The following is a 17,803-nucleotide window of genomic DNA, read 5'->3' on the forward strand; positions in this document are numbered from 1 at the left end:
ACGAGGAGGAGAATCACGCAACCGGATACAAGGGACGTACAAACCGGTTTCACCCGGCCCGGAACCCCCGCAGACGCAGGCTGTTCGTGACGACGAAGACCGAACTGACCGCCATCGCCGCGCCGGCGAGCATGGGGTTCAGCAGGCCCGCGGCGGCCAGCGGCAGCGCGGCGACGTTGTAGGCGAAGGCCCAGAACAGGTTGCCCTTGATCGTCCGCAGCGTCCGGCGGGACAGCCGGATCGCGTCGGCCGCGGTGAGCAGGTCACCGCGCACGAGCGTCAGGTCGGCCGCCTCGATCGCGGCGTCGGTGCCGGTGCCCATGGCCAGGCCCAGATCGGCCTGCGCGAGCGCCGCGGCGTCGTTGACGCCGTCACCGATCATGGCCACGACCTTGCCGTCCGCCTGCAGCTGCCGCACGACCTCGGCCTTGTCCGCGGGCAGCACCTCGGCGATCACGCGCTCGATGCCGACCTCGGCGGCGACCGCCCGCGCCACGGCTTCGTTGTCCCCGGTCAGCAGCACCGGGGTCAGGCCGAGTCCGCGCAGCCGCCGGATCGCCGCGGCCGACGTCGGTTTCACGGTGTCGGCGACGACCAGCCGGCCACGGACTTCGCCGTCCCAGGCCACGGACACCGTGGTGCCCGGGTTTTCCGCGGGTTCGTCGCCGGCGAACTCCGCCCGCCCGACGACGACCTTGCGTCCTTCGACGACGCCTTCGACGCCCAGGCCCGGCGTGCTGCGAAAGTCCACAACGGACGGCAGGTCGCCGAATCGCTCGCGAGCGGCGGCCGTGATCGCCTGCGCCACCGGGTGTTCGGACGCGGCCTCGACCGCGCCCGCCAGGCGCAGCACTTCGCCGTCGCCCTGCACCAGCGCCATCTTCCCGGTCGTCACGGTGCCGGTCTTGTCGAGCACGACGGTGTCGGCGCGCCGGGTCGATTCGAGCACCTCGGGGCCCTTGATGAGGATCCCCAGCTGGGCGCCGCGGCCGGTGCCGACCAGCAGCGCCGTCGGCGTCGCCAGGCCCAGCGCGCACGGGCAGGCGATGATCAGCACGGCGACCGCGGCGGTGAACGCGGCCGACGGCGTCTCCCCGGCGCCGAGCCAGAAGGCGAGCGTCGCCACGGCGAGCGCGATGACGATCGGGACGAAGACCGCCGAGACGCGGTCCGCGAGCCGCTGGACCTGCGCCTTGCCCGTCTGCGCCTCCTCGACCAGCCGCGCGGTCTGCGCCAGCTGCGTGTCGGCGCCGACGCGGGTGGCCCGGACGACGAGCCGGCCGCCGGCGTTCACCGTCGCGCCGGCCACGGCGTCACCCGGCCCGACCTCCACCGGCACGCTCTCGCCGGTGAGCAGGCTCGCGTCGACCGCGGACCCGCCGTCCTCGACGACGCCGTCGGTCGCGACCTTCTCCCCCGGCCGCACCACGAACCGGTCGCCGACGGCGAGCTCGCCGATCGGGACCCGCTGTTCCCGGCCGTCGCGCAGAACGGCGACGTCCTTGGCGCCCAGGTCCAGCAGCGCACGCAGGGCGGCGCCGGCGCGGCGCTTCGAGCGAGCCTCGAAGTAGCGGCCGGCCAGGATGAACGTGGTCACGCCGGCGGCGACCTCGAGGTAGATCGCGCCGTCGCCGGCCAGCCGTTCGATGGTCAGCTCGAACGGGTGCGTCATGCCGGGCGTGCCCGCGCTGCCGAACAGCAGCGCGTACAGCGACCAGCCGAACGCGGCCAGCGTGCCGATCGAGATGAGCGTGTCCATGGTGGCCGCGCCGTGGCGGAGGTTGGCGAACGCGGCGCGGTGGAACGGCCACGCGCCCCAGGTGACGACCGGTGCGGCGAGGACGAGCGAGATCCACTGCCAGTAGGTGAACTGCCAGGCGGGCACCATCGCCAGGACGATCACCGGGACGCTGAGCACGGCCGAGCCGAGCAGGCGCTGGCGGAGGGAGCGCGTGGGGTCCTCTTCGGCCGGTTCGCCCGGTTCGGGTTCCGCGGCGGGCAACGTGGCGCCGTAGCCCGCCGCTTCGACCTGGGCGACGAGGTCCTGCGGAGCGACGTCGCCCGCGTACACGACCTTCGCCTTCTCCGTGGCGTAGTTGACGGTCGCGGTGACGCCGTCCAGCTTGTTGAGCTTGCGCTCGATCCGCATGGCGCACGACGCGCAGGTCATGCCGGTGATGGCCAGCTCGACCTCGGCTTTGTCCAGTTGCGCGGTCATGCCCGGCCTCCTGCCGCGGTGGTGACGGTGAATTCGGCGGTGCGGACGACGTCGCCGTGGCGGAAGTCCAGGAACAGCCGGTAGGTCCCGGCGGAGGGCACTTCGGCGAAGAACGTCACGGCCTTGGTGTTCCCGTCGTCGCCCGGGTGGACGTGCAGGTACCCCAGGTCGCCGCCGCGGAGGGCGACGAGGTGGCCGTACGCGCCGAGGTAGGGCTGCAGGTCGGTGACCGGGCGGCCGTCCCGGGCCACCGTCGCCGTCACCCGGGACGCGCGGCCGGGGACCAGGTCGCCGTCGAGCCGGACCTGGTAGCCGTCGACGTCGGCGGTGCGCGACTCGCGGTGTTCGACCGGCTGGAACGGCCCGGACGCGACGAGGTCGACCCCGAGCGTCTGCGCTGTCCCGCCGGACGGCGTGAAGTCCGCGAAAGCGCGGTAGCTGCCCGCTCCGGCAACCGGGATCGCCACGGTCCAGGTGCCGTCGGCGGCCAGGTCGGGGTGCAGGTGCCGGTAGCCGGTCGTGTCGCGGCGGACGACGATGAAGTGCAGCCGCTTCTCGTGCTCGACGTCGTAGGCGGTCACGGGGGCGCCGTCCGGGCCGGTGATCTTGAACGCGAACCGGGTGGTGGTGTCCGGGGTGAGCGTGGTGGTCGCGGGCGTGAGGGTATAGCCGCCCGCGGCCGACGCCAGCCCGCCGGGCTGGTGGTCCGCCACCTCGGCGACGGCGCCGCCGTGGGTGTCCCCGTGCCCGGCGGGCGCCTCGGCGGCGTCGGAGAAGGGACCGGCGGCGGTGCCGGCCGCCCAGGCGCCACCGGCGACCAGGGCGAGCGCCGCACCGTAGGCGGAGAGCTTCGCTGCGGTGTTCATGTCAGCCGGTATCCCGCCTCTTCGACGGCACCGCGCACGTCGTCGACGGACAGGGCCGCGGTGCTGTGGACGGTGACCGCGCCGGTACCGAGGTCCACGGCGACCCCGATGACGCCGTCGAGTTCGCGGATCTGCTCTTCCACCGACCGGGCGCAGTGGCCGCACGTCATGCCGGTGACGGCGTAGGTCGAGTTCGTCATGCCCCATAGATACCCTAGGGGGGTAGGGTAAACAAGGCCGTGACGGCCTGTAATCTCAGCCACATTCGGTGACGTTCACACTGGTCCAGGCGTGTTGATCGGCGTCACGGAGAGTTTCCAGGGGTCCGCCCTGGACGTGCCCGTGCTCGTTTCGTAACCTGTTCGAGATCTCGCGGCCCCCGGTCGTCCCCAGACGGCGACGCGAGATCGCCGCCGATACCCCCCTGCCGGGTGCCGGACCCCACCGCGGGCTCTTCCTGTTGCGGTCGAGCGCGCCCCGGGCACGGGCGAGACCCCCGCTCGCCGTGCCGGTACCCGACGGCGGCCGATCAGCAAAGGAGACCCGCGCGAGAATGCGTTCGCATCCCGTCAAGCGCGTGGTGTCAGGTGCCCTCGCCGCGGCCTCGGTGATCACCGTCGTCACCATGGCCCAGCCGGCCACCGCCGCCCCCGTCCCCGTCCTCCAGGCGCCCCCCGCCGGGTCGGACGCCCTCGCCAAGTACCGCGAACTAGCGGCACAGGCGGAAAAGCTCAACGAAGACCTGCTCCGGGCCCAGGACGACCTGACCGCGAAGCAAGGCCAGCTCGACAAGGCCAACGCCGACGTCGAGGCTGCGAAGAACGCCGGTGCACAGGCCATCGCGGCCAAGCAGCAGTACCAGTCCGAAGTGGACAAGTTCGCCGGCGCGTCGTTCACCGGCGGCGTGCAGATGAACAAGCTGTCGGCCCTGCTGGCCGGAACGTCCACACAGGACTTCCTGGACCGCTCGGCGGCGCTCGAGGTCATCGCGACCGACAAGAACGCCGCGATGGACAACCTCAGCGGCGCGGCGGCCAAGGCGACGGCAGCCGAGAAGTCGGCCGCCGACGCGGCGAAGCGGGCGCAGGACGCCCGGGACGCGGCGGCGAAGCTGGCTTCGGACATCGAGGCCAAGAAGAAGGACCTGCAGGGCCAGATCGACCAGATCGAGGCGCAGAGCCGGACCCTCAGCAATGCCGACAAGGCCGCCCAGAAGGACACCGGTGGCGCGGCGCCGAACGTCAAGGCGCCCACCGCGGCCGCGCAGGCCGCGGTCAACGCGGCGCTGAGCAAGCTCGGCAGCGCCTACGTCTGGGGCGCCACCGGGCCGAGCACGTTCGACTGCTCCGGCCTGATGCAGTGGGCGTACAAGCAGGCCGGCATCACCCTGCCGCGCAACTCCGCGGCACAGGCCGGCTTCGGCACGCCGGTGTCGCGCAGCCAGCTGCAGCCCGGCGACCTGGTCGCCTACTACTCCCCCGTGTCCCACATCGGGATGTACATCGGCGACGGCAAGATGGTGCACGCGCCGACGAGCGGCGACGTCGTCAAGATCTCGCCGCTGATGAGCCAGTACGCGGGAGCCACGCGCCCCACGGCGTGACGTTTCCCGGCCGGTGCCCCGTTCCGCGACGTGTAGAAATCGCGGAACGGGGCACTTTTCGCGCATGGACGACAACCCTGACGCCGCCACCGTCGAAGCCGTCGGCAAGGTGACCGAGGCGCTCGAGACGATCGAGCGCGCCCGCGGGCACCTCTACTCCTTCCACCAGCTGACCGGGAGCGCGGACCTGGCCCTCGGCGAGGCCGTGGAGCAGCTCGAGAAGGCCGGGCACGGCGACTGGGCGCGGCGGATCTCCGAAGAGCTCATCGGGTTGAACGTATTACCCGATCGGTGGACTTTCCAGGTCGTCGAGGAATACGACGACGGCTACTACAAGGCGTGCCGCGACTTTGAGCGTGAGCTGCTCACTTCGCTCACCGGCGGCCGCCGCCACCTGCACGAACAGCAGATGAAGGACGACCGCCGGACGCACGGGCGTCCCGGCCACGAGGCCGGCGCCCCGAGCAAGCCTCCGGCCGGCTCGTGACCGGCGATTGTCGGACCCCTGCGCTAGAGTCGACCGCAGACGAACAAACGTTCGATTGGAGCTGACATGACCGACCAGGTGGAGCCGAACCCCGAGAAGGACCCGAGCGACTGGACCACCGGCGACGAGCCGATGACCGGGCCGCAGAAGTCGTACCTGCAGACGCTGGCGCAGGAAGCCGGCGAAGAGGTGCCGGACAACCTGACTAAGGCGGAGGCGTCCGAGCGGATCGACGCCCTGCAGAAGTCGACCGGCCGCGGCGCGTGAGGGGTCACCTCGCCGGGATCCGCCACAGCACGGTGGGTGGCCGCTCGCCGCGCCGGGCCCGGGCCCGGACCGCGAGCAGCCATCCGACACCGATCACCGACACCAGGGCGAGGCCACCCCAGGAGAGCAGGGTGAAGACGTCGGCCTGCAGCGCGGTCGGCTGCGGCTGGTAGCCCTGTTCCAGCTGGACGTACTGCCACGGCGTGCCGGTGAGCAGCAGGGTCAGCACCAGGGCGATGCCGTGCATGGCGTCCCACAGCGCGTGGAGCAGGGCGACACCGAGGTAGCTGAGCAGCAGCCGGAGCGTCAGGGCGAAGTGGCGGTGGTCGCTGGCGGAGAAGAGCACGCCGCCGAGGATCGCGGTCCACAGGCCGTGGCCGACAGGCGCGAGCACGCCGCGGAGCAGCTCGGTCTGCACAAGGTCCATGAGCGAGAGCCCGCGTTCGGTGAACAGCGCGGTGAAGGCGTAGCCGGCGGATTCGAAGGCGGCGAACCCGAACCCGACGGCGGCGCCCAGCACGAGCCCGTCGGTGGCGAACTTGACCCGCAGGTGCCGGGTGAGCACGGCCAGCACGGCCAGCTTGACGGCTTCTTCGATCAGCCCGACCCCGGCGAACAGCCAGGCGGAGGGGTGGAGCAGGTAAGACTCGAGCAGCGACGCGGCCAAGACCCCGAGCACCCCACCGGCGACGAAGGTGCTGAAGAGCAGTTCGGAGGTCACTTCCCCGCTCCGCCGCCGCCCGAACGCCCAGGCGACGAAGGTGACGGGCACCAGAAAGCTGCCGAGCAGGACAACGGTGGGCACGAGGTTCGGGTTGCCGGTGACGAAGGTGACGACCACGGCGAGCACCCAGAGGAGGGCACCGGTCAGGAACATGCGCAACCAGACCCGGCGTGACCGGGCCCCGGCCGCGGGACGTGCGGACGGAAGGGCCATGGGGGTACTGTGCCCCGGTTTCCGGAGCCCCGCACCCGCTGGCCGCCTGGCCTGGGCCTGGGGCGGTGGGCTGCTCCCCGGCCAGTTCATCCGCGCCCGCGCAGGTCGCTTGGCCTGGGCCGGGCCTGAGGGCCGCAGGAGATCCCCGCGCACACACCGGCCTGCACCCGCTGAAGCCTTGATCGGGGCCGGTGGGCCGGTGGGGCGGGCACCCGAGCAGCAGTCGATCGCGCACGTCGCCCGCCCCGGCGGCCGCATCCGCTGGCGCCTCACCAGGCGGGTAAGCGGGCGGGCACTCGCGAGGCGGCCCGCGCCCGCGGTGTGCGCGACGCCACGGCTTGCCGTCCGCCCGCGCGGGTAGTCCACCCGGAGATGCCCTACTCCCCGAAGGAGGACATCCCGTGTACCTGACCGTGCTGCTCGTCGCCCTTGCCGGGCTGCTCGTGCTCGGCGGGGCTGCCGTCCGGGAGCTGCCGAAGCCGTATCCCCTCACCGCCAAGCGAGCCCTTGTCGCCGCCTGGGTGGTGGCGGCCGCCGGGGTGGGGTGGTGGGCCGTCGCTCCGGGAGCCGCGCCGCTCGTTTTCGTCGTCGTCGGGTTCGGTTTTCTCGTCGCCGCCCTGAACCGGGGGCCCGAACGGCCGTCCTACCCGCAGGCGACCCCCTACCAGCCGCCGCGATGAATGAACCGTGGGCTGCTGGGTATCTCCCGGGCATGTCCCACCCGAACGAACAGCAACCCGAGATCGCGCGGCCCGAGACCGCCGATCCCGGCCGTGCCGAAGACCGGCTCTACCGTCCCGGCCAGGGCGAACCGCCGGACCACCCCGAAGACGCCGACGGCACCGGGGCGAAAGTGATCGGCGAACTGCGGGAGCGTCGCGGCAGCTGAGTGTCAGGCCGCTTCCGGCAGGGCCGCCGCGCCCGTCACGCGGAGCAGGAACTCGGCGTTGGAGCCCGTCTTGCGGAGCTGCTCCAGCAGCTGCTCGATCGCGTGCGGCCCCGGCATCGCCCGCCGGACTTCGCGCATGGCCGCGAGTTCCCCCGGGGTGACCAGCAGTTCTTCGCGCCGGGTGCCTGAGGCCGCCACGTCGACCGCCGGGAAGACGCGACGCTCGGCCGTCTTGCGGTCGAGCTTGAGTTCGGCGTTGCCGGTACTCTTGAGCTCCTCGAAGAACACCGTGTCGGCCAGCGAACCGGTTTCGACGAGCGCCGAGGCGATGATCGTCAGCGAACCGCCGCCCTCGATGTTCCTTGCCGCGCCGAGGATCCGCTTCATCGGCTGCAACGCGGCCGCGTCGATGCCGCCGGACAGCGTGCGGCCGGACGGGCGGGCCGAAAGGTTGTACGCACGGCCGAGCCGGGTGAGCGAATCGAGCAGCAGGACGACGTCTTCGCCGTGTTCCACCAAGCGTTTCGCCCGCTCGACGGCGAGTTCCGCCACCGCGACGTGTTCGGCGGGCGGACGGTCGAAGGTGGACGCGATCACTTCGCCGCGCACGGTCCGGCTCAGCTCGGTGACCTCTTCAGGGCGCTCGTCGGCGAGCAGCACCAGCAGCCGGCAGTCGGGGTGGTTGACCGACAGCCCGTGCCCGATCTCTTGCAGCACCGTGGTTTTCCCGGCTTTCGGCGGCGAAACGACCAGGGCGCGCTGCCCCCGGCCGAGCGGGGTGACGAGGTCGATGACGCGCGGCAGCAGCCGCGCCGGGGAGGTTTCGAGCAGCAGCCGCCGGTCCGGGTGCACCGGCACGAGGTCGGCGAACCGCGGACGCGGTTCGTGGGGATCGTGGCCGTTGACGCTGACGATCTCCTCGGCGGTGCCGGCGATCTCGTCGCCGGGCCGGAGATTGTGCTTGCGTACCAAGGAAATCGGGATGGCGACATCGCCGGGCGCGGGCCGGTAGCCGGGCCGGACGAACGGGGTCTTGCCGGACAGGTCGAGGATTCCGTGAAAAGACATGGGTGTCTCCTGAGGTGGTGATGGGCCTGCGCACGGACGGCGAGGCCGGGAAGAAGGAAAGAGGCCGAGTGGCCTGGATCCGGGGAGCTGCCTCCGGGCGACCGAGGGGCCGGCATCCGCGAGGAGCGTCTCCACTGTAGCGACACATCTCACGAAGCACAACGGGTAAGACTCCGTGGCGGTGGGTAGTCCATCGGAGAAGCCCGCTGAAACGGGGGAACCGCGGCTGAACGATGGGAGCGGATCGTGTATCGACATACCCCGGAAACTGGCGTCGATACGGGCGAGAGCACCGACGCCGACCAAGCCGGGACCACGGCCCCGGAGCGCTTCGGCGCCGGATCCGTGGTCGCCTCGACCTTCGAAGAACTGGCGCCGGCCCTGCCCAACGAGATGGCCGGCCTGCGCCGCAAGCTGATCCAGTGGCTGGGCGAGCTCGACCTCGATCCGGACAGTAAGCACGACATCACGCTGGCGACCTACGAAGCCCTGGCCAACGTGGCGGCCCACGCCTACCCGGACGGCCACGGCTGGGCCCGCCTGCAGGCCCGCCGGGAGGGCGACGCGGTGACGGTCACCGTCACGGACACCGGCTGCGGCATCCCGGCCACGCGCCCGCGCGTGGCGGGCCTGCGCACCTCAGGCGGCCGCGGCCTCCTGCTGATCGACCAGGTGGCGGACCAGACCGACATCGACACGGGCGAATCGGGCACGACGGTCCGCATGACCTGGCGCCCGCCGGCCCTCCGCGACGCAGGCTGAACGGCCTGCCGCGCCTCGACCGGCCTCGATCACACCGACGGTCGGGTCGGACCCGCTCGGCACTACCAGCCCGCTCGGCACCCGCCGACACGTTAGGCAACCGCCGACAGATCTGGGAAGCGCCTACTCACGCGAAACCCGCCGGTTCGCCCACCAGCGCGCCGGCGGGTTTCTGCGCGGCAGGACAGCGTGAAGAACACAGTGGGATCGGCCGAGTTTCAGGGTTCACCCTGGCCGAACCCTCCCCCAGCAACCCCCTCAAGCCACCTCGGCCAGCCGCACCAGCCGATTCCTCGGGTACGAAACCAGCTCCCGCTCCCCATCCGTCGTGAAGATCTCGACGGAATCCTCCAGCAACTCCGCCGAGTTCACCTGCAGCTGCCACGCGGGCAGCCCCGGCGCCGGCTCGTGCCAGAACCACTGGCCCTTGGTGAGCTGGTGCGCCGGGACTGTCGCGTCGTCCGTTTTCATGTGCTGAGGCTATCCGTCACCACCGACAGTTTTCGCAAGACCTCGAACGGCCCCGGAAGTCTGTGATCATGACCACTATGGACTCGTGCAGGTGACCGTCGGGGCCGTCAGGTTGCCGCCGTGCTGGACCGTGAAGCCGATGACGTTGCCGCTTCCGTTGGGCCGGGCCGTCAGCACGTACCCGGTGCTGTCCCACGTTCCGGTGTAGTTCCAGCTGCCGATCACCTTCTGCGGCGCGTGGAACGTGATCGTCAGCGTCCAGTTGTTCGTTCCGGACACCGTCACCTGGCCGTTGAAGCCCACGTTCCACTCCGCCGTCTTGACGTAGGCCGCCGAGCAGCCACCGGGCGCGGGGGTGGTCGTGGTGGGCGTCGTGGGCGTGGTCGGCGTGGTGGTGGGTGTTCCGCCGTCCGGCGGGGCTCCGGCGTTGAGCGCGTCGAGCGCCGCCGTGTAGGCCGCCTTCTTCTGGCCGTTGCCGTCGAACAGCAACGGTGTCGCCGACGCCCGCCACGAGTCCGTGTCGCGGATGCCCCACACCGTGATCCCGGTGCACCGCGCCACCGCGACGCACGCCGAAACCACCGTGCGGTAGTTGTCCGCCTGCGCCGTCCCCGAACCTTCGATGTCCAGCTCGGTGATCTGGACGTCCACCCCGAGGTCCGTGAAGTTCTGCAGCGTCGTCCGGTAGTTCGACGGCACCGGGCTGTTGGGGTTGAAGTGCGACTGGAAGCCGACGCAGTCGATCGGCACGCCGCGCGACTTGAAGTCCTGGACCATGCGGTACACGGCCTGGGTCTTCGCCTGGCTCCAGTCGTCGGTGTTGTAGTCGTTGTAACAGAGCTTCGCGTCCGGGTCGGCCGCCCGGGCCGCGCGGAACGCCGCCTCGATCCAGTCGTCGCCCGTGCGCTGCAGGTTGGAACTGCGCCGGGCGCCGGATCCGCCGTCCTCGTAGGCCTCGTTCACCACGTCCCACGCGTAGATCTTGCCGCGGTAGTGGGTCACGACCTGGGTGATGTGGTTGAGCATCGCCTGCCGCAGCGCCGAACCCTCCATGCTCTGCATCCAGCCCGGCTGCTGCTGGTGCCAGGCCAGCGTGTGCCCGCGCATCCGGGCGCCCTGGCTCGCCGCCTGGTTCACGATCCGGTCCGCGTTGGCGTAGGAGAACTGGTTCTGCGACGGCTCGGTCGCGTCGATCTTCATCTCGTTCTCCGGGGTGATCATGGAGAACTCGCGGCTGAGGATGCCGGTGTACACGCTGTCCGACAGCTTGCTCGCCGAGACCGCCGTGCCGAAGTAGCGCCCGGTCCGCGCCGCCGCACTGCCCAGCGTGGTCCCGGCGGGCGGCACCGAAGACGTCGTGGTGGTCGGCGTGGTGGTGGTCGGCGTGGTGGTGGTCGAACCGCCGCTGTTCAAGCCCAGGAACGCGATCGCGTACGGGATCATCCCGTTCTGCGGCAGCGAATGCCCGGCGCCCTGCACGCTGATCCCCTCGACCGGCGCCTGCGTGCCGGTGCTGCCGTAGCGGGTGCGCGTCCAGCCGGACTGCGGGGAATCACTCGACGACGGCGTCTGCGAGAGCCCCTGCAGATTGGTCCACTGCTTGATCTCCTCCCCGAAGTTGGGGTAGCGCAGGGTGTCGTCGGCCGTGCCGTGCCACAGCTGCATCCGCGGGAACGGGCCGGTGCGGCCGCCGCTCATCTGGCGGGCCTGGTCGCCCCACTGCTGCGCGGTCTTGATGAGCTGGCCACCCGAGCACTGGCTGTTCCAGCTGGACCCGTCGGTGGTCGCGAAGCAGCCGGCGGGCACGCCCATGAACGCCGAGCCGGCCGCGAACACGTCCGGGTACTCCGCGGCGAGCACGTTCGTCATCATCGCGCCCGAGGAGAACCCGGTGACGTACACGCGGGAGGAGTCGACGTTGTAGCGCTGCTTGGCCCAGTCGACCATCGAGAGGATGCCGACGGGGTCGCTGCCGCCGCCGCGGGTGAGGGCCTGCGGCGAGGAAACGTCGAAGCACTGCCCGCTGCGGGTGGCTTCCGGGAACACGATGACGTACCCGTACTGGTCGGCCGCGGTGACGTAGTCGCGGGCCGGGCCGTTGAACACCGCCGACGCCGAACCGGTGCAGTAGTGGATCGCGACCAGCAGCGCCGGGCGGGCGGCGACGTGGTCCGGGACGTAGGTGTACATGTTGAGGTTGCTGGGATTGCTGCCGAAGTCGGTCACCCGGGTCAACGTGGCCGCGGACGCCGGCTGCGCCGCCACGACCAGCACGATCGCCGCGACGATCGCCAGCACGGCGGCGGAAAGGGCGGTGAGGAGTCTTCGCACTCGAGGGAATCCTTTCCGGGGGCGGGAGCGCAGCTGCGACGATCGTTCGTCCCGCACGCCCGGCCGGTCAACGATTATCGAAACGTTTCGGGAACTTTCGAGGAACTCACGGATCGGCCGCACCGCCGGAGGTCTGACAGGATTCCGGGATGACCGAGCTGCTGCTGGGCCCGCTGCTGCGGCACGTCGACGCCACCTCGGCGACGATCTGGGTCGAGACGGGCGGCCCGTGCGAAGTGCGCATCGGCGAGGTGCACGCCCGGACGTTCGAGGTCGCAGGCCACCACTACGCGCTGGTCGTGCTCACCGGGCTGGAACCCGGGCGGAGCACGCCGTACGAGGTGCGGCTCGACGGCGCCGTCGTCTGGCCCGAACCGGACGGTGACTTCCCGCCGAGCCGGATCCGGACGCTGCAGCCCGGCGATCCGCGGTTCCGGCTCGTGTTCGGGTCCTGCCGCAAGCCGCGGGAGCAGGACGCCCTGGGCCCGGACGCGCTCGCCGCCTACGCCCACCGGATGGCCGCCCTCGACGAAGCCGAGTGGCCGGAATCGCTGCTGCTGCTCGGCGATCAGGTCTACGCCGACGAGACCACCGACGCGACGCAGGAGTGGCTCGCCACCCGGCGTGACACGAAGCAGCCGCCCGGCACCGAGGTCGCCGACTTCGAGGAGTACTGCCACCTGTACTCCGAGGCCTGGTGCGACCCCGCGGTCCGCTGGCTGCTCTCCACCGTGCCGACGTCGATGATCTTCGACGACCACGACGTCCGCGACGACTGGAACACCTCACAGGCCTGGCGCGAGCAGATGGCCCGGACGTTCTGGTGGCGCGAGCGCATCCGCGGCGCGCTGGTCTCCTACTGGGTCTACCAGCACCTGGGCAACCTCGGGCCCCGGGAGCTGGCCGAAGACGACCTCTACCAGCGGGTCAGCACGTCGGGCGAGGACAACGCCGAGCTGCTGCGCGAGTTCGCCGACCGGGCCGACCGGGAGGCCGACGGCGCCAAGGGCACCCGGTGGTCCTACCGGCGCGACTTCGGCCCGGTCCGGCTGCTGGTGATCGACTCGCGGGCCGGGCGGATCCTCGAAGGCGGGCAGCGCGCGATGATCGGCGACGAGGAGTTCCGCTGGATCGAACAGCAGGCGTCCGGCGAGTTCGACCACCTGCTGATCGGCACGTCGCTGCCGTGGCTGCTGCCCACCGCGCTGTCGGCCGCGCAGTCGGTCAACGAGCGGCTCTGCGCCCGGCCCGGGCTCGTGGGACGGGCGAGCGAGTGGTTCCGGCAGCTGGTGGACCTGGAGCACTGGCCGGCGTTCCGCGCGTCGTTCGAGCGGCTGGCGAAGCTCGTCGCCCGGGTGGCGGACGACGGCCCGACGTCGGTCAGCGTGCTTTCGGGGGACGTGCACCACGCCTACGTGGCCCAGGCCGAGATCCCCGGGGGCACCGCGGCACCGGTCCACCAGCTGACCTGCTCGCCGGTGCACAACACCGTGCCGTGGTACATGAACCGGCTCTTCCGGGCCGGCTGGGCGCGGTCGCTGACCGGGGTGAGCGAGTGGCTGGCGCGCCGCACCGGCGTCCCGCCCGCGCCACTGTCGTGGCACTGCGTGTCCGGGCCGCACTTCGGCAACGCGGTGATGGAACTGGACGTCGACGGGCGCACCGCCACGGCGACGCTGCTGCGGGCCGACCCGGGCGACGACGAGGAGCCGATCCGGCTGGTCTGAGGGTGGGTGCGCCGCGGCCACCCTCGCGCGCCGGATCCGGGTTAGCCTCGGATCATGGCCGCGGAAAACTCCCTGGGTGAGTTCCTCCGGGCCCGCCGCGCACAGGTGGGCCCCGAGGAACTCGGCCTGCCCGCGGGCGGGTCGCGCCGGGTCGCGGGCCTGCGCCGCGAGGAGGTCGCGCTGCTGGCCGGGGTCAGCACCGACTACTACGTCCGGCTCGAGCAGGGCCGGGAGCGCAACCCGTCGGCCCAGGTCGTCGACGCGCTCGCCCGCGGGCTGGCGCTGGACGAGGACGCCGCCGCCCACCTGCACCGGCTCGCCCGGCCGGAGCCGGTCCGGCGACGGCGCGCCCGGCGGCCGGAGAAGGTCAGCCCCAACCTGCTGCGCCTGATGGACGGCTGGCCGGACACGCCGGCGCTCGTGCTCGGCCGCTGTCTCGACGTGCTCGCGCACAACGCGCTGGGCCAGGCGTTGTTCGCCGGGCACACCCACAGTGGAGACCTCGTCCGGCTGGTGTTCCTCGACCCGGACGCCCGGGAGTTCTACCCGGAGTGGGAGCGCGTGGCCGTGAACACGGTCGGCGGCCTGCGGGCGGCCGCCGGGATCGACCCCGACGACCCGCAGCTCATCGACACCGTCGGCGAGCTGTCGGTCAAGAGCGCGGACTTCCGCCGGCTGTGGGCGCGCCACGACATCCGGCAGAAGACCCACGAGACCAAGCGGTTCCGGCACCGGCTGGTCGGCGAGCTGGAACTGAGCTACGAGGCGCTGACCGTCAACAGCGCCCCGGGCCAGCAGCTGATCGTCTACCAAGCCGAGCCGGGCAGCCCGTCGGAGGCGGCACTGGCCCTGCTGGGCAGTCTCGCCGCCTCCTGAGCAACCCCTTTTCATCGTTCCACAATGGACGGAGTACTTCGTCGTGCCCGAAAACGCTGTCTGGTTCATCACCGGCTGCTCCACCGGCCTCGGCCGCGCACTGGCCGAAGCCGTGCTCGCGAACCCGTCGATGCGTGCGGTCGTCACCGCCCGCGATCCGGAGCGGGTCGCCGACCTCGCCGAAGCCCACGGCGACCGCGCGCTGGCGCTGCCGCTCGACGTCACCGACCACGCCCAGGTCGTCGACGCCGTGAAGCGGGCCGAAGCGACGTTCGGCCGGATCGACGTCCTGGTCGGCAACGCCGGCTACGGCTACCTCGCCGCGGTCGAGGAAGGCGAGGACGAGGAGATCCGGAAGCTGTTCGACACCAACGTGTTCGGCCTCGCCGACGTCACCCGCGCGGTCCTGCCGGGCATGCGGGCGCGGCGCAGCGGCCACGTCGTCACCGTGTCGTCCCTCGGCGGGCTGGCGGCGTTCGGCGCCACCGGCTACTACCACGCGACGAAGTTCGCCGTGGAAGGCCTTTCGGAGTCCCTGGCCGCGGAGGTGGCGCCGCTGGGCATCAAGGTGACCATCGTCGAGCCCGCCGCGTTCCGCACCCGCTGGTCCGGTCCGTCGATGCGGCAGTCGGCGATCCGCATCGGCGACTACGCCGAAACCGCGGGCGCCCGCCGCGAGGCGACGCTCGCGACGTACGGGCGGCAGCCGGGCGACCCGGCCCGCGCGGCCGAAGCGATCATCACCGCCGTCGGCAGCGACGAACCGCCGTTGCGCCTGCTCCTCGGCCGGGCCGCCTACGACATCGCCACCGCCCGGCTCGACACCCTCCGCACCACCTTCGACACCTGGCGAGAGACCACTCTCGCCGCCGATTTCCCGGAAGGAACCCTGTGAAGACCGTCCTCATCACCGGAGCCAGCAGCGGCATCGGCCGCGCCACCGCGCTGCGCCTGGCCCGCGAAGGCTGCCACGTCGTGCTCGGCGCCCGGCGCGAAGACCGGCTGGCCGAACTGGCCAAGGAAATCCACGACTCCGGCGGCACCGCGGACGTGCACCGCCTCGACGTCACCGACCGCGCGGACGTCGCCGCCTTCGCCGACGCGGCCGTCGCAGCGCACGGGCGGATCGACGCCTTCGTCGCCAACGCGGGCGTGATGCCGTTGTCGCGGCTGGACTCGCTGCACGTCGACGAGTGGGACCGGATGATCGACGTGAACGTCCGCGGGCTGCTGCACGGGATCGCGGCGGTCCTGCCGCACTTCCGCCGCGCCGGCGGCGGCCACTTCGTGACGATCGCCTCCACCGGCGCGCACGAGGTGGTGCCGACGGCCGCGGTCTACTGCGGCACCAAGTACGCGGCCCGGGCGATCACCGAAGGCCTGCGCCTCGAAGCCGACCCCGGCATCCGCGTGACGACGATCTCCCCCGGCGTCACCGAGTCCGAGCTGGCCGACAGCATCACCGAACCGGGCGCGCAGGAGGCGATGCGCACCTACCGCGCGGTCACCCTCCCGGCGGACGCCATCGCCGGAGCGGTCGCCTACGCGATCGGGCAGCCGGACGGCGTCGACGTCAACGAGATCATCGTCCGCCCCACCGCCCAGCGCTAGGGAGTCTGCCGCGGCCCGTCGTGAGTGGTAAGGCGGGTTCTAACCCGCCTTACCACTCACGACCGGTGCGGCAGGGTGCTCAGCGCTCGAGCTCGGCGATGACCCGCGGGATCTCGGCCACCAGTTCGCGGGCCAGCAGGCCGGTGCTGCCGGTGTCCGGGATCAGGCGCTGGCCGGCCACGGCGTGGACGTGCGTGGCCCAGCAGGCCGCCTGCTCGACCGCGCCGCCGCGGGCGAGGAAGCCGCCGGTCAGGCCGGCCAGGACGTCGCCGCTGCCCGACGTCGCCAGGCCGACGTGGCCGCTGCCGTCGCGCCAGGCCCGGCCGTCCGGTGCGGCGACCACGCCCATCAGGAGCACCACGCCGCCGTAGCGCCCGGCGATCCGGACCGCCGTCTCCAGGTCGTCGACGTCCTTTTCCTCGCAGCCGTCGAGGAAAGCGGCTTCGACCCGGTTCGGCGTGAGGAGGAGACGGCCCGCCAGGGGCTCCGCGAGCGCGGGATCCCGGCTCAGCGCTCCGAGCGCGAACGCGTCGAGCACCACCCGAGCGTCCGGAGCGATGGCGGGAACCAGGCGCCGCAGCAGGTCTTCGGTCTCCGGGGCGCCGGTCAGGCCGGGGCCGACCACGACGGTGCCGGCGTCCGGCAGCACGTCGGCCAGCCGGTCGACGGCGCCGTCGGCGATCGCCCCGGTCTCGGTCTCCGGCAGCCCGAACACCGAAGACTCCGGCACCGAGACGCCGATCGCGGTCGCGTGCCGTTCGGCGACCGCCAGCTGCAGCGTGCCGGCCCCGGCGCGCAGGGCGGCGGTTCCGGACAGCGCCGGCGCCCCCGGAACCGTCCGGGCACCCCCGACGACGAGCACGGTGCCGCGGTCGTCCGGGCCGATCCGCCAGTCCCGCAGCAGGGCCGGGCTGATCGGCGCCGGGTCAGGAGAGCTGCTGCGCGGCATCGTCGTCCGCCGTCGGCGGGGTGTCGGTGGCGTGCAGGTGGCCGACCTCCTGAGCCAGCACCATGGTGAACCCGCCGTCGGAGTCGCGCTCCCAGGCCGTCACCGACCCGTTCGGGACTTCGGTGGCGTTCGCGGCGCGCAGCAGGTCGGGTTCGGGCAGGCCTTCGAGCAGGTAGCGCAGGGCGAAGACGGTCATCTCGTGGGCCGCCAGCAGAACGCGCTTTCCGGCGTGCTCCACGCTCAGCTCGGTCAGCAGGGATCGCAGGCGCAGCACGACGTCCGCCCAGGACTCCCCGCCCGGCGGCCGGTAGTAGAACTTGCCGAGCCGCCGCTTGCGCCGCAGCTCGTCGGGCCACCGCTCAGCCACGCCGTGGGAGGTCAGCAGGTCCAGCACGCCCAGCTCCCGGTCGCGCAGCCGTTCGTCGGGAACGATCGGCACGCCGTCGGGCGTGGCCAGCCGCGCGGTGTCCCAGGCACGGCGGTAAGTGGAGGTGATCACGACGTCCGGCGGGCGTTCCGCGAGGAACTTCCCGGCCGCCGAAGCCTGTTCCCGCCCCAGATCCGTCAGCGGCACGTCGGCGTCGCGTTCGGCGATGTCGATCACGTCCGCGGCGGCCGACTCCGCCTCTTCCCTGGCTACGTTCCCGGTGCTCTGGCCGTGCCGCAGCACACCCACCCAGTCCAAGTCGACGTTCACGACGGCCTGGATACCCCGGGAGACCCGCCGCCGAAACCCGGGAT

20 protein-coding genes are annotated in these 17,803 nt (G+C 72.0%); 11 read left to right on the forward strand and 9 right to left on the reverse strand.

Annotation, left to right across the window (positions count from 1 at the left end; genetic code table 11):
* Positions 1-49 precede the first annotated feature (49 nt).
* The 3 genes from ACFPLC_RS43420 to ACFPLC_RS43430 are packed head-to-tail and all read right to left on the reverse strand — an operon-like array spanning position 50 to position 3,284.
* Positions 50-2,218: a heavy metal translocating P-type ATPase gene (locus ACFPLC_RS43420; protein WP_378192067.1), complete on the reverse strand. Its 2,169-nt coding sequence runs from the start codon at positions 2,216-2,218 to the stop codon at positions 50-52.
* Entirely contained in the window at positions 2,215-3,084 is an 870-nt protein-coding gene (locus ACFPLC_RS43425) for a hypothetical protein (RefSeq protein ID WP_378192069.1), read from the reverse strand. Before ACFPLC_RS43425 ends, ACFPLC_RS43420 begins: the two co-directional genes overlap by 4 nt.
* Complete coding sequence (locus ACFPLC_RS43430) at positions 3,081-3,284, reverse strand: heavy-metal-associated domain-containing protein (RefSeq protein ID WP_378192071.1); 204 nt, start codon at positions 3,282-3,284, stop codon at positions 3,081-3,083. Before ACFPLC_RS43430 ends, ACFPLC_RS43425 begins: the two co-directional genes overlap by 4 nt.
* Positions 3,285-3,637: 353 nt before the next feature.
* Here ACFPLC_RS43430 and ACFPLC_RS43435 point away from each other — a divergent pair, with 353 nt between their 5' ends.
* The 3 genes from ACFPLC_RS43435 to ACFPLC_RS43445 all read left to right on the forward strand — a co-directional run bounded on the left by ACFPLC_RS43435 (position 3,638) and on the right by ACFPLC_RS43445 (position 5,441).
* Positions 3,638-4,687, forward strand: a complete 1,050-nt coding sequence (locus ACFPLC_RS43435) for a C40 family peptidase (RefSeq protein WP_378192072.1) — start codon at positions 3,638-3,640, stop codon at positions 4,685-4,687.
* A gap of 64 nt (positions 4,688-4,751) precedes the next feature.
* Positions 4,752-5,174, forward strand: a complete 423-nt coding sequence (locus tag ACFPLC_RS43440) for a hypothetical protein (RefSeq protein ID WP_378192074.1) — start codon at positions 4,752-4,754, stop codon at positions 5,172-5,174.
* 66 nt (positions 5,175-5,240) lie between these two features.
* Entirely contained in the window at positions 5,241-5,441 is a 201-nt protein-coding gene (locus tag ACFPLC_RS43445) for a DUF3072 domain-containing protein (protein ID WP_378192076.1), read from the forward strand.
* A 4-nt stretch (positions 5,442-5,445) separates the two neighbouring features.
* Here ACFPLC_RS43445 and ACFPLC_RS43450 read toward each other — a convergent pair whose 3' ends face one another.
* Positions 5,446-6,378: a PrsW family intramembrane metalloprotease gene (locus tag ACFPLC_RS43450; protein WP_378192078.1), complete on the reverse strand. Its 933-nt coding sequence runs from the start codon at positions 6,376-6,378 to the stop codon at positions 5,446-5,448.
* Between the two features lie 199 nt (positions 6,379-6,577).
* On the opposite strand from ACFPLC_RS43450, the gene ACFPLC_RS43455 reads away from it, so the two are divergent.
* The 3 genes from ACFPLC_RS43455 to ACFPLC_RS43465 are packed head-to-tail and all read left to right on the forward strand — an operon-like array spanning position 6,578 to position 7,267.
* Entirely contained in the window at positions 6,578-6,739 is a 162-nt protein-coding gene (locus tag ACFPLC_RS43455; RefSeq protein WP_378236189.1) for a hypothetical protein, read from the forward strand.
* 40 nt (positions 6,740-6,779) lie between these two features.
* On the forward strand, positions 6,780-7,058 hold the full coding sequence (locus ACFPLC_RS43460; protein ID WP_378192080.1) for a hypothetical protein: 279 nt from the start codon (positions 6,780-6,782) through the stop codon (positions 7,056-7,058).
* Between the two features lie 32 nt (positions 7,059-7,090).
* A complete protein-coding gene (locus tag ACFPLC_RS43465; RefSeq protein ID WP_378192082.1) occupies positions 7,091-7,267 on the forward strand; it encodes a hypothetical protein in 177 nt (58 codons plus the stop codon).
* 3 nt (positions 7,268-7,270) lie between these two features.
* Here ACFPLC_RS43465 and rho read toward each other — a convergent pair whose 3' ends face one another.
* Positions 7,271-8,335 carry a transcription termination factor Rho gene (rho, locus tag ACFPLC_RS43470; RefSeq protein WP_378192083.1) on the reverse strand — a complete coding sequence of 355 codons (1,065 nt, stop codon included), beginning with the start codon at positions 8,333-8,335 and terminating at the stop codon, positions 7,271-7,273.
* 246 nt (positions 8,336-8,581) lie between these two features.
* On the opposite strand from rho, the gene ACFPLC_RS43475 reads away from it, so the two are divergent.
* Entirely contained in the window at positions 8,582-9,097 is a 516-nt protein-coding gene (locus tag ACFPLC_RS43475; protein WP_378192085.1) for an ATP-binding protein, read from the forward strand.
* A gap of 258 nt (positions 9,098-9,355) precedes the next feature.
* On the opposite strand, the gene ACFPLC_RS43480 is transcribed toward ACFPLC_RS43475, so the two are convergent.
* On the reverse strand, positions 9,356-9,568 hold the full coding sequence (locus ACFPLC_RS43480; protein ID WP_086838852.1) for a hypothetical protein: 213 nt from the start codon (positions 9,566-9,568) through the stop codon (positions 9,356-9,358).
* A 75-nt stretch (positions 9,569-9,643) separates the two neighbouring features.
* Positions 9,644-11,899: an extracellular catalytic domain type 1 short-chain-length polyhydroxyalkanoate depolymerase gene (locus tag ACFPLC_RS43485; protein ID WP_378192088.1), complete on the reverse strand. Its 2,256-nt coding sequence runs from the start codon at positions 11,897-11,899 to the stop codon at positions 9,644-9,646.
* 149 nt (positions 11,900-12,048) lie between these two features.
* On the opposite strand from ACFPLC_RS43485, the gene ACFPLC_RS43490 reads away from it, so the two are divergent.
* Genes ACFPLC_RS43490 through ACFPLC_RS43505 form a run of 4 tightly spaced genes read left to right on the forward strand, consistent with a single transcriptional unit; the run spans position 12,049 to position 16,113 of the window.
* Entirely contained in the window at positions 12,049-13,626 is a 1,578-nt protein-coding gene (locus ACFPLC_RS43490; RefSeq protein WP_378192090.1) for an alkaline phosphatase D family protein, read from the forward strand.
* 54 nt (positions 13,627-13,680) lie between these two features.
* Positions 13,681-14,502 carry a helix-turn-helix transcriptional regulator gene (locus ACFPLC_RS43495; RefSeq protein ID WP_191309715.1) on the forward strand — a complete coding sequence of 274 codons (822 nt, stop codon included), beginning with the start codon at positions 13,681-13,683 and terminating at the stop codon, positions 14,500-14,502.
* 43 nt (positions 14,503-14,545) lie between these two features.
* Complete coding sequence (locus tag ACFPLC_RS43500; RefSeq protein WP_378192092.1) at positions 14,546-15,397, forward strand: oxidoreductase; 852 nt, start codon at positions 14,546-14,548, stop codon at positions 15,395-15,397.
* Positions 15,394-16,113 (forward strand): SDR family oxidoreductase, encoded by a 720-nt coding sequence (locus tag ACFPLC_RS43505; protein ID WP_378192094.1) that lies wholly within the window; start codon positions 15,394-15,396, stop codon positions 16,111-16,113. The genes ACFPLC_RS43500 and ACFPLC_RS43505 overlap by 4 nt, the downstream gene beginning before the upstream one ends.
* A gap of 79 nt (positions 16,114-16,192) precedes the next feature.
* Here ACFPLC_RS43505 and ACFPLC_RS43510 read toward each other — a convergent pair whose 3' ends face one another.
* Positions 16,193-17,062 carry an NAD(P)H-hydrate dehydratase gene (locus ACFPLC_RS43510; protein ID WP_378192096.1) on the reverse strand — a complete coding sequence of 290 codons (870 nt, stop codon included), beginning with the start codon at positions 17,060-17,062 and terminating at the stop codon, positions 16,193-16,195.
* Positions 17,040-17,759 (reverse strand): histidine phosphatase family protein, encoded by a 720-nt coding sequence (locus ACFPLC_RS43515; protein ID WP_378192098.1) that lies wholly within the window; start codon positions 17,757-17,759, stop codon positions 17,040-17,042. The genes ACFPLC_RS43510 and ACFPLC_RS43515 overlap by 23 nt, the downstream gene beginning before the upstream one ends.
* Between the last annotated feature and the right edge of the window lie 44 nt (positions 17,760-17,803).

This window comes from Amycolatopsis plumensis, assembly GCF_042652605.1.
In the GTDB taxonomy this organism is placed as follows: domain Bacteria; phylum Actinomycetota; class Actinomycetes; order Mycobacteriales; family Pseudonocardiaceae; genus Amycolatopsis; species Amycolatopsis plumensis.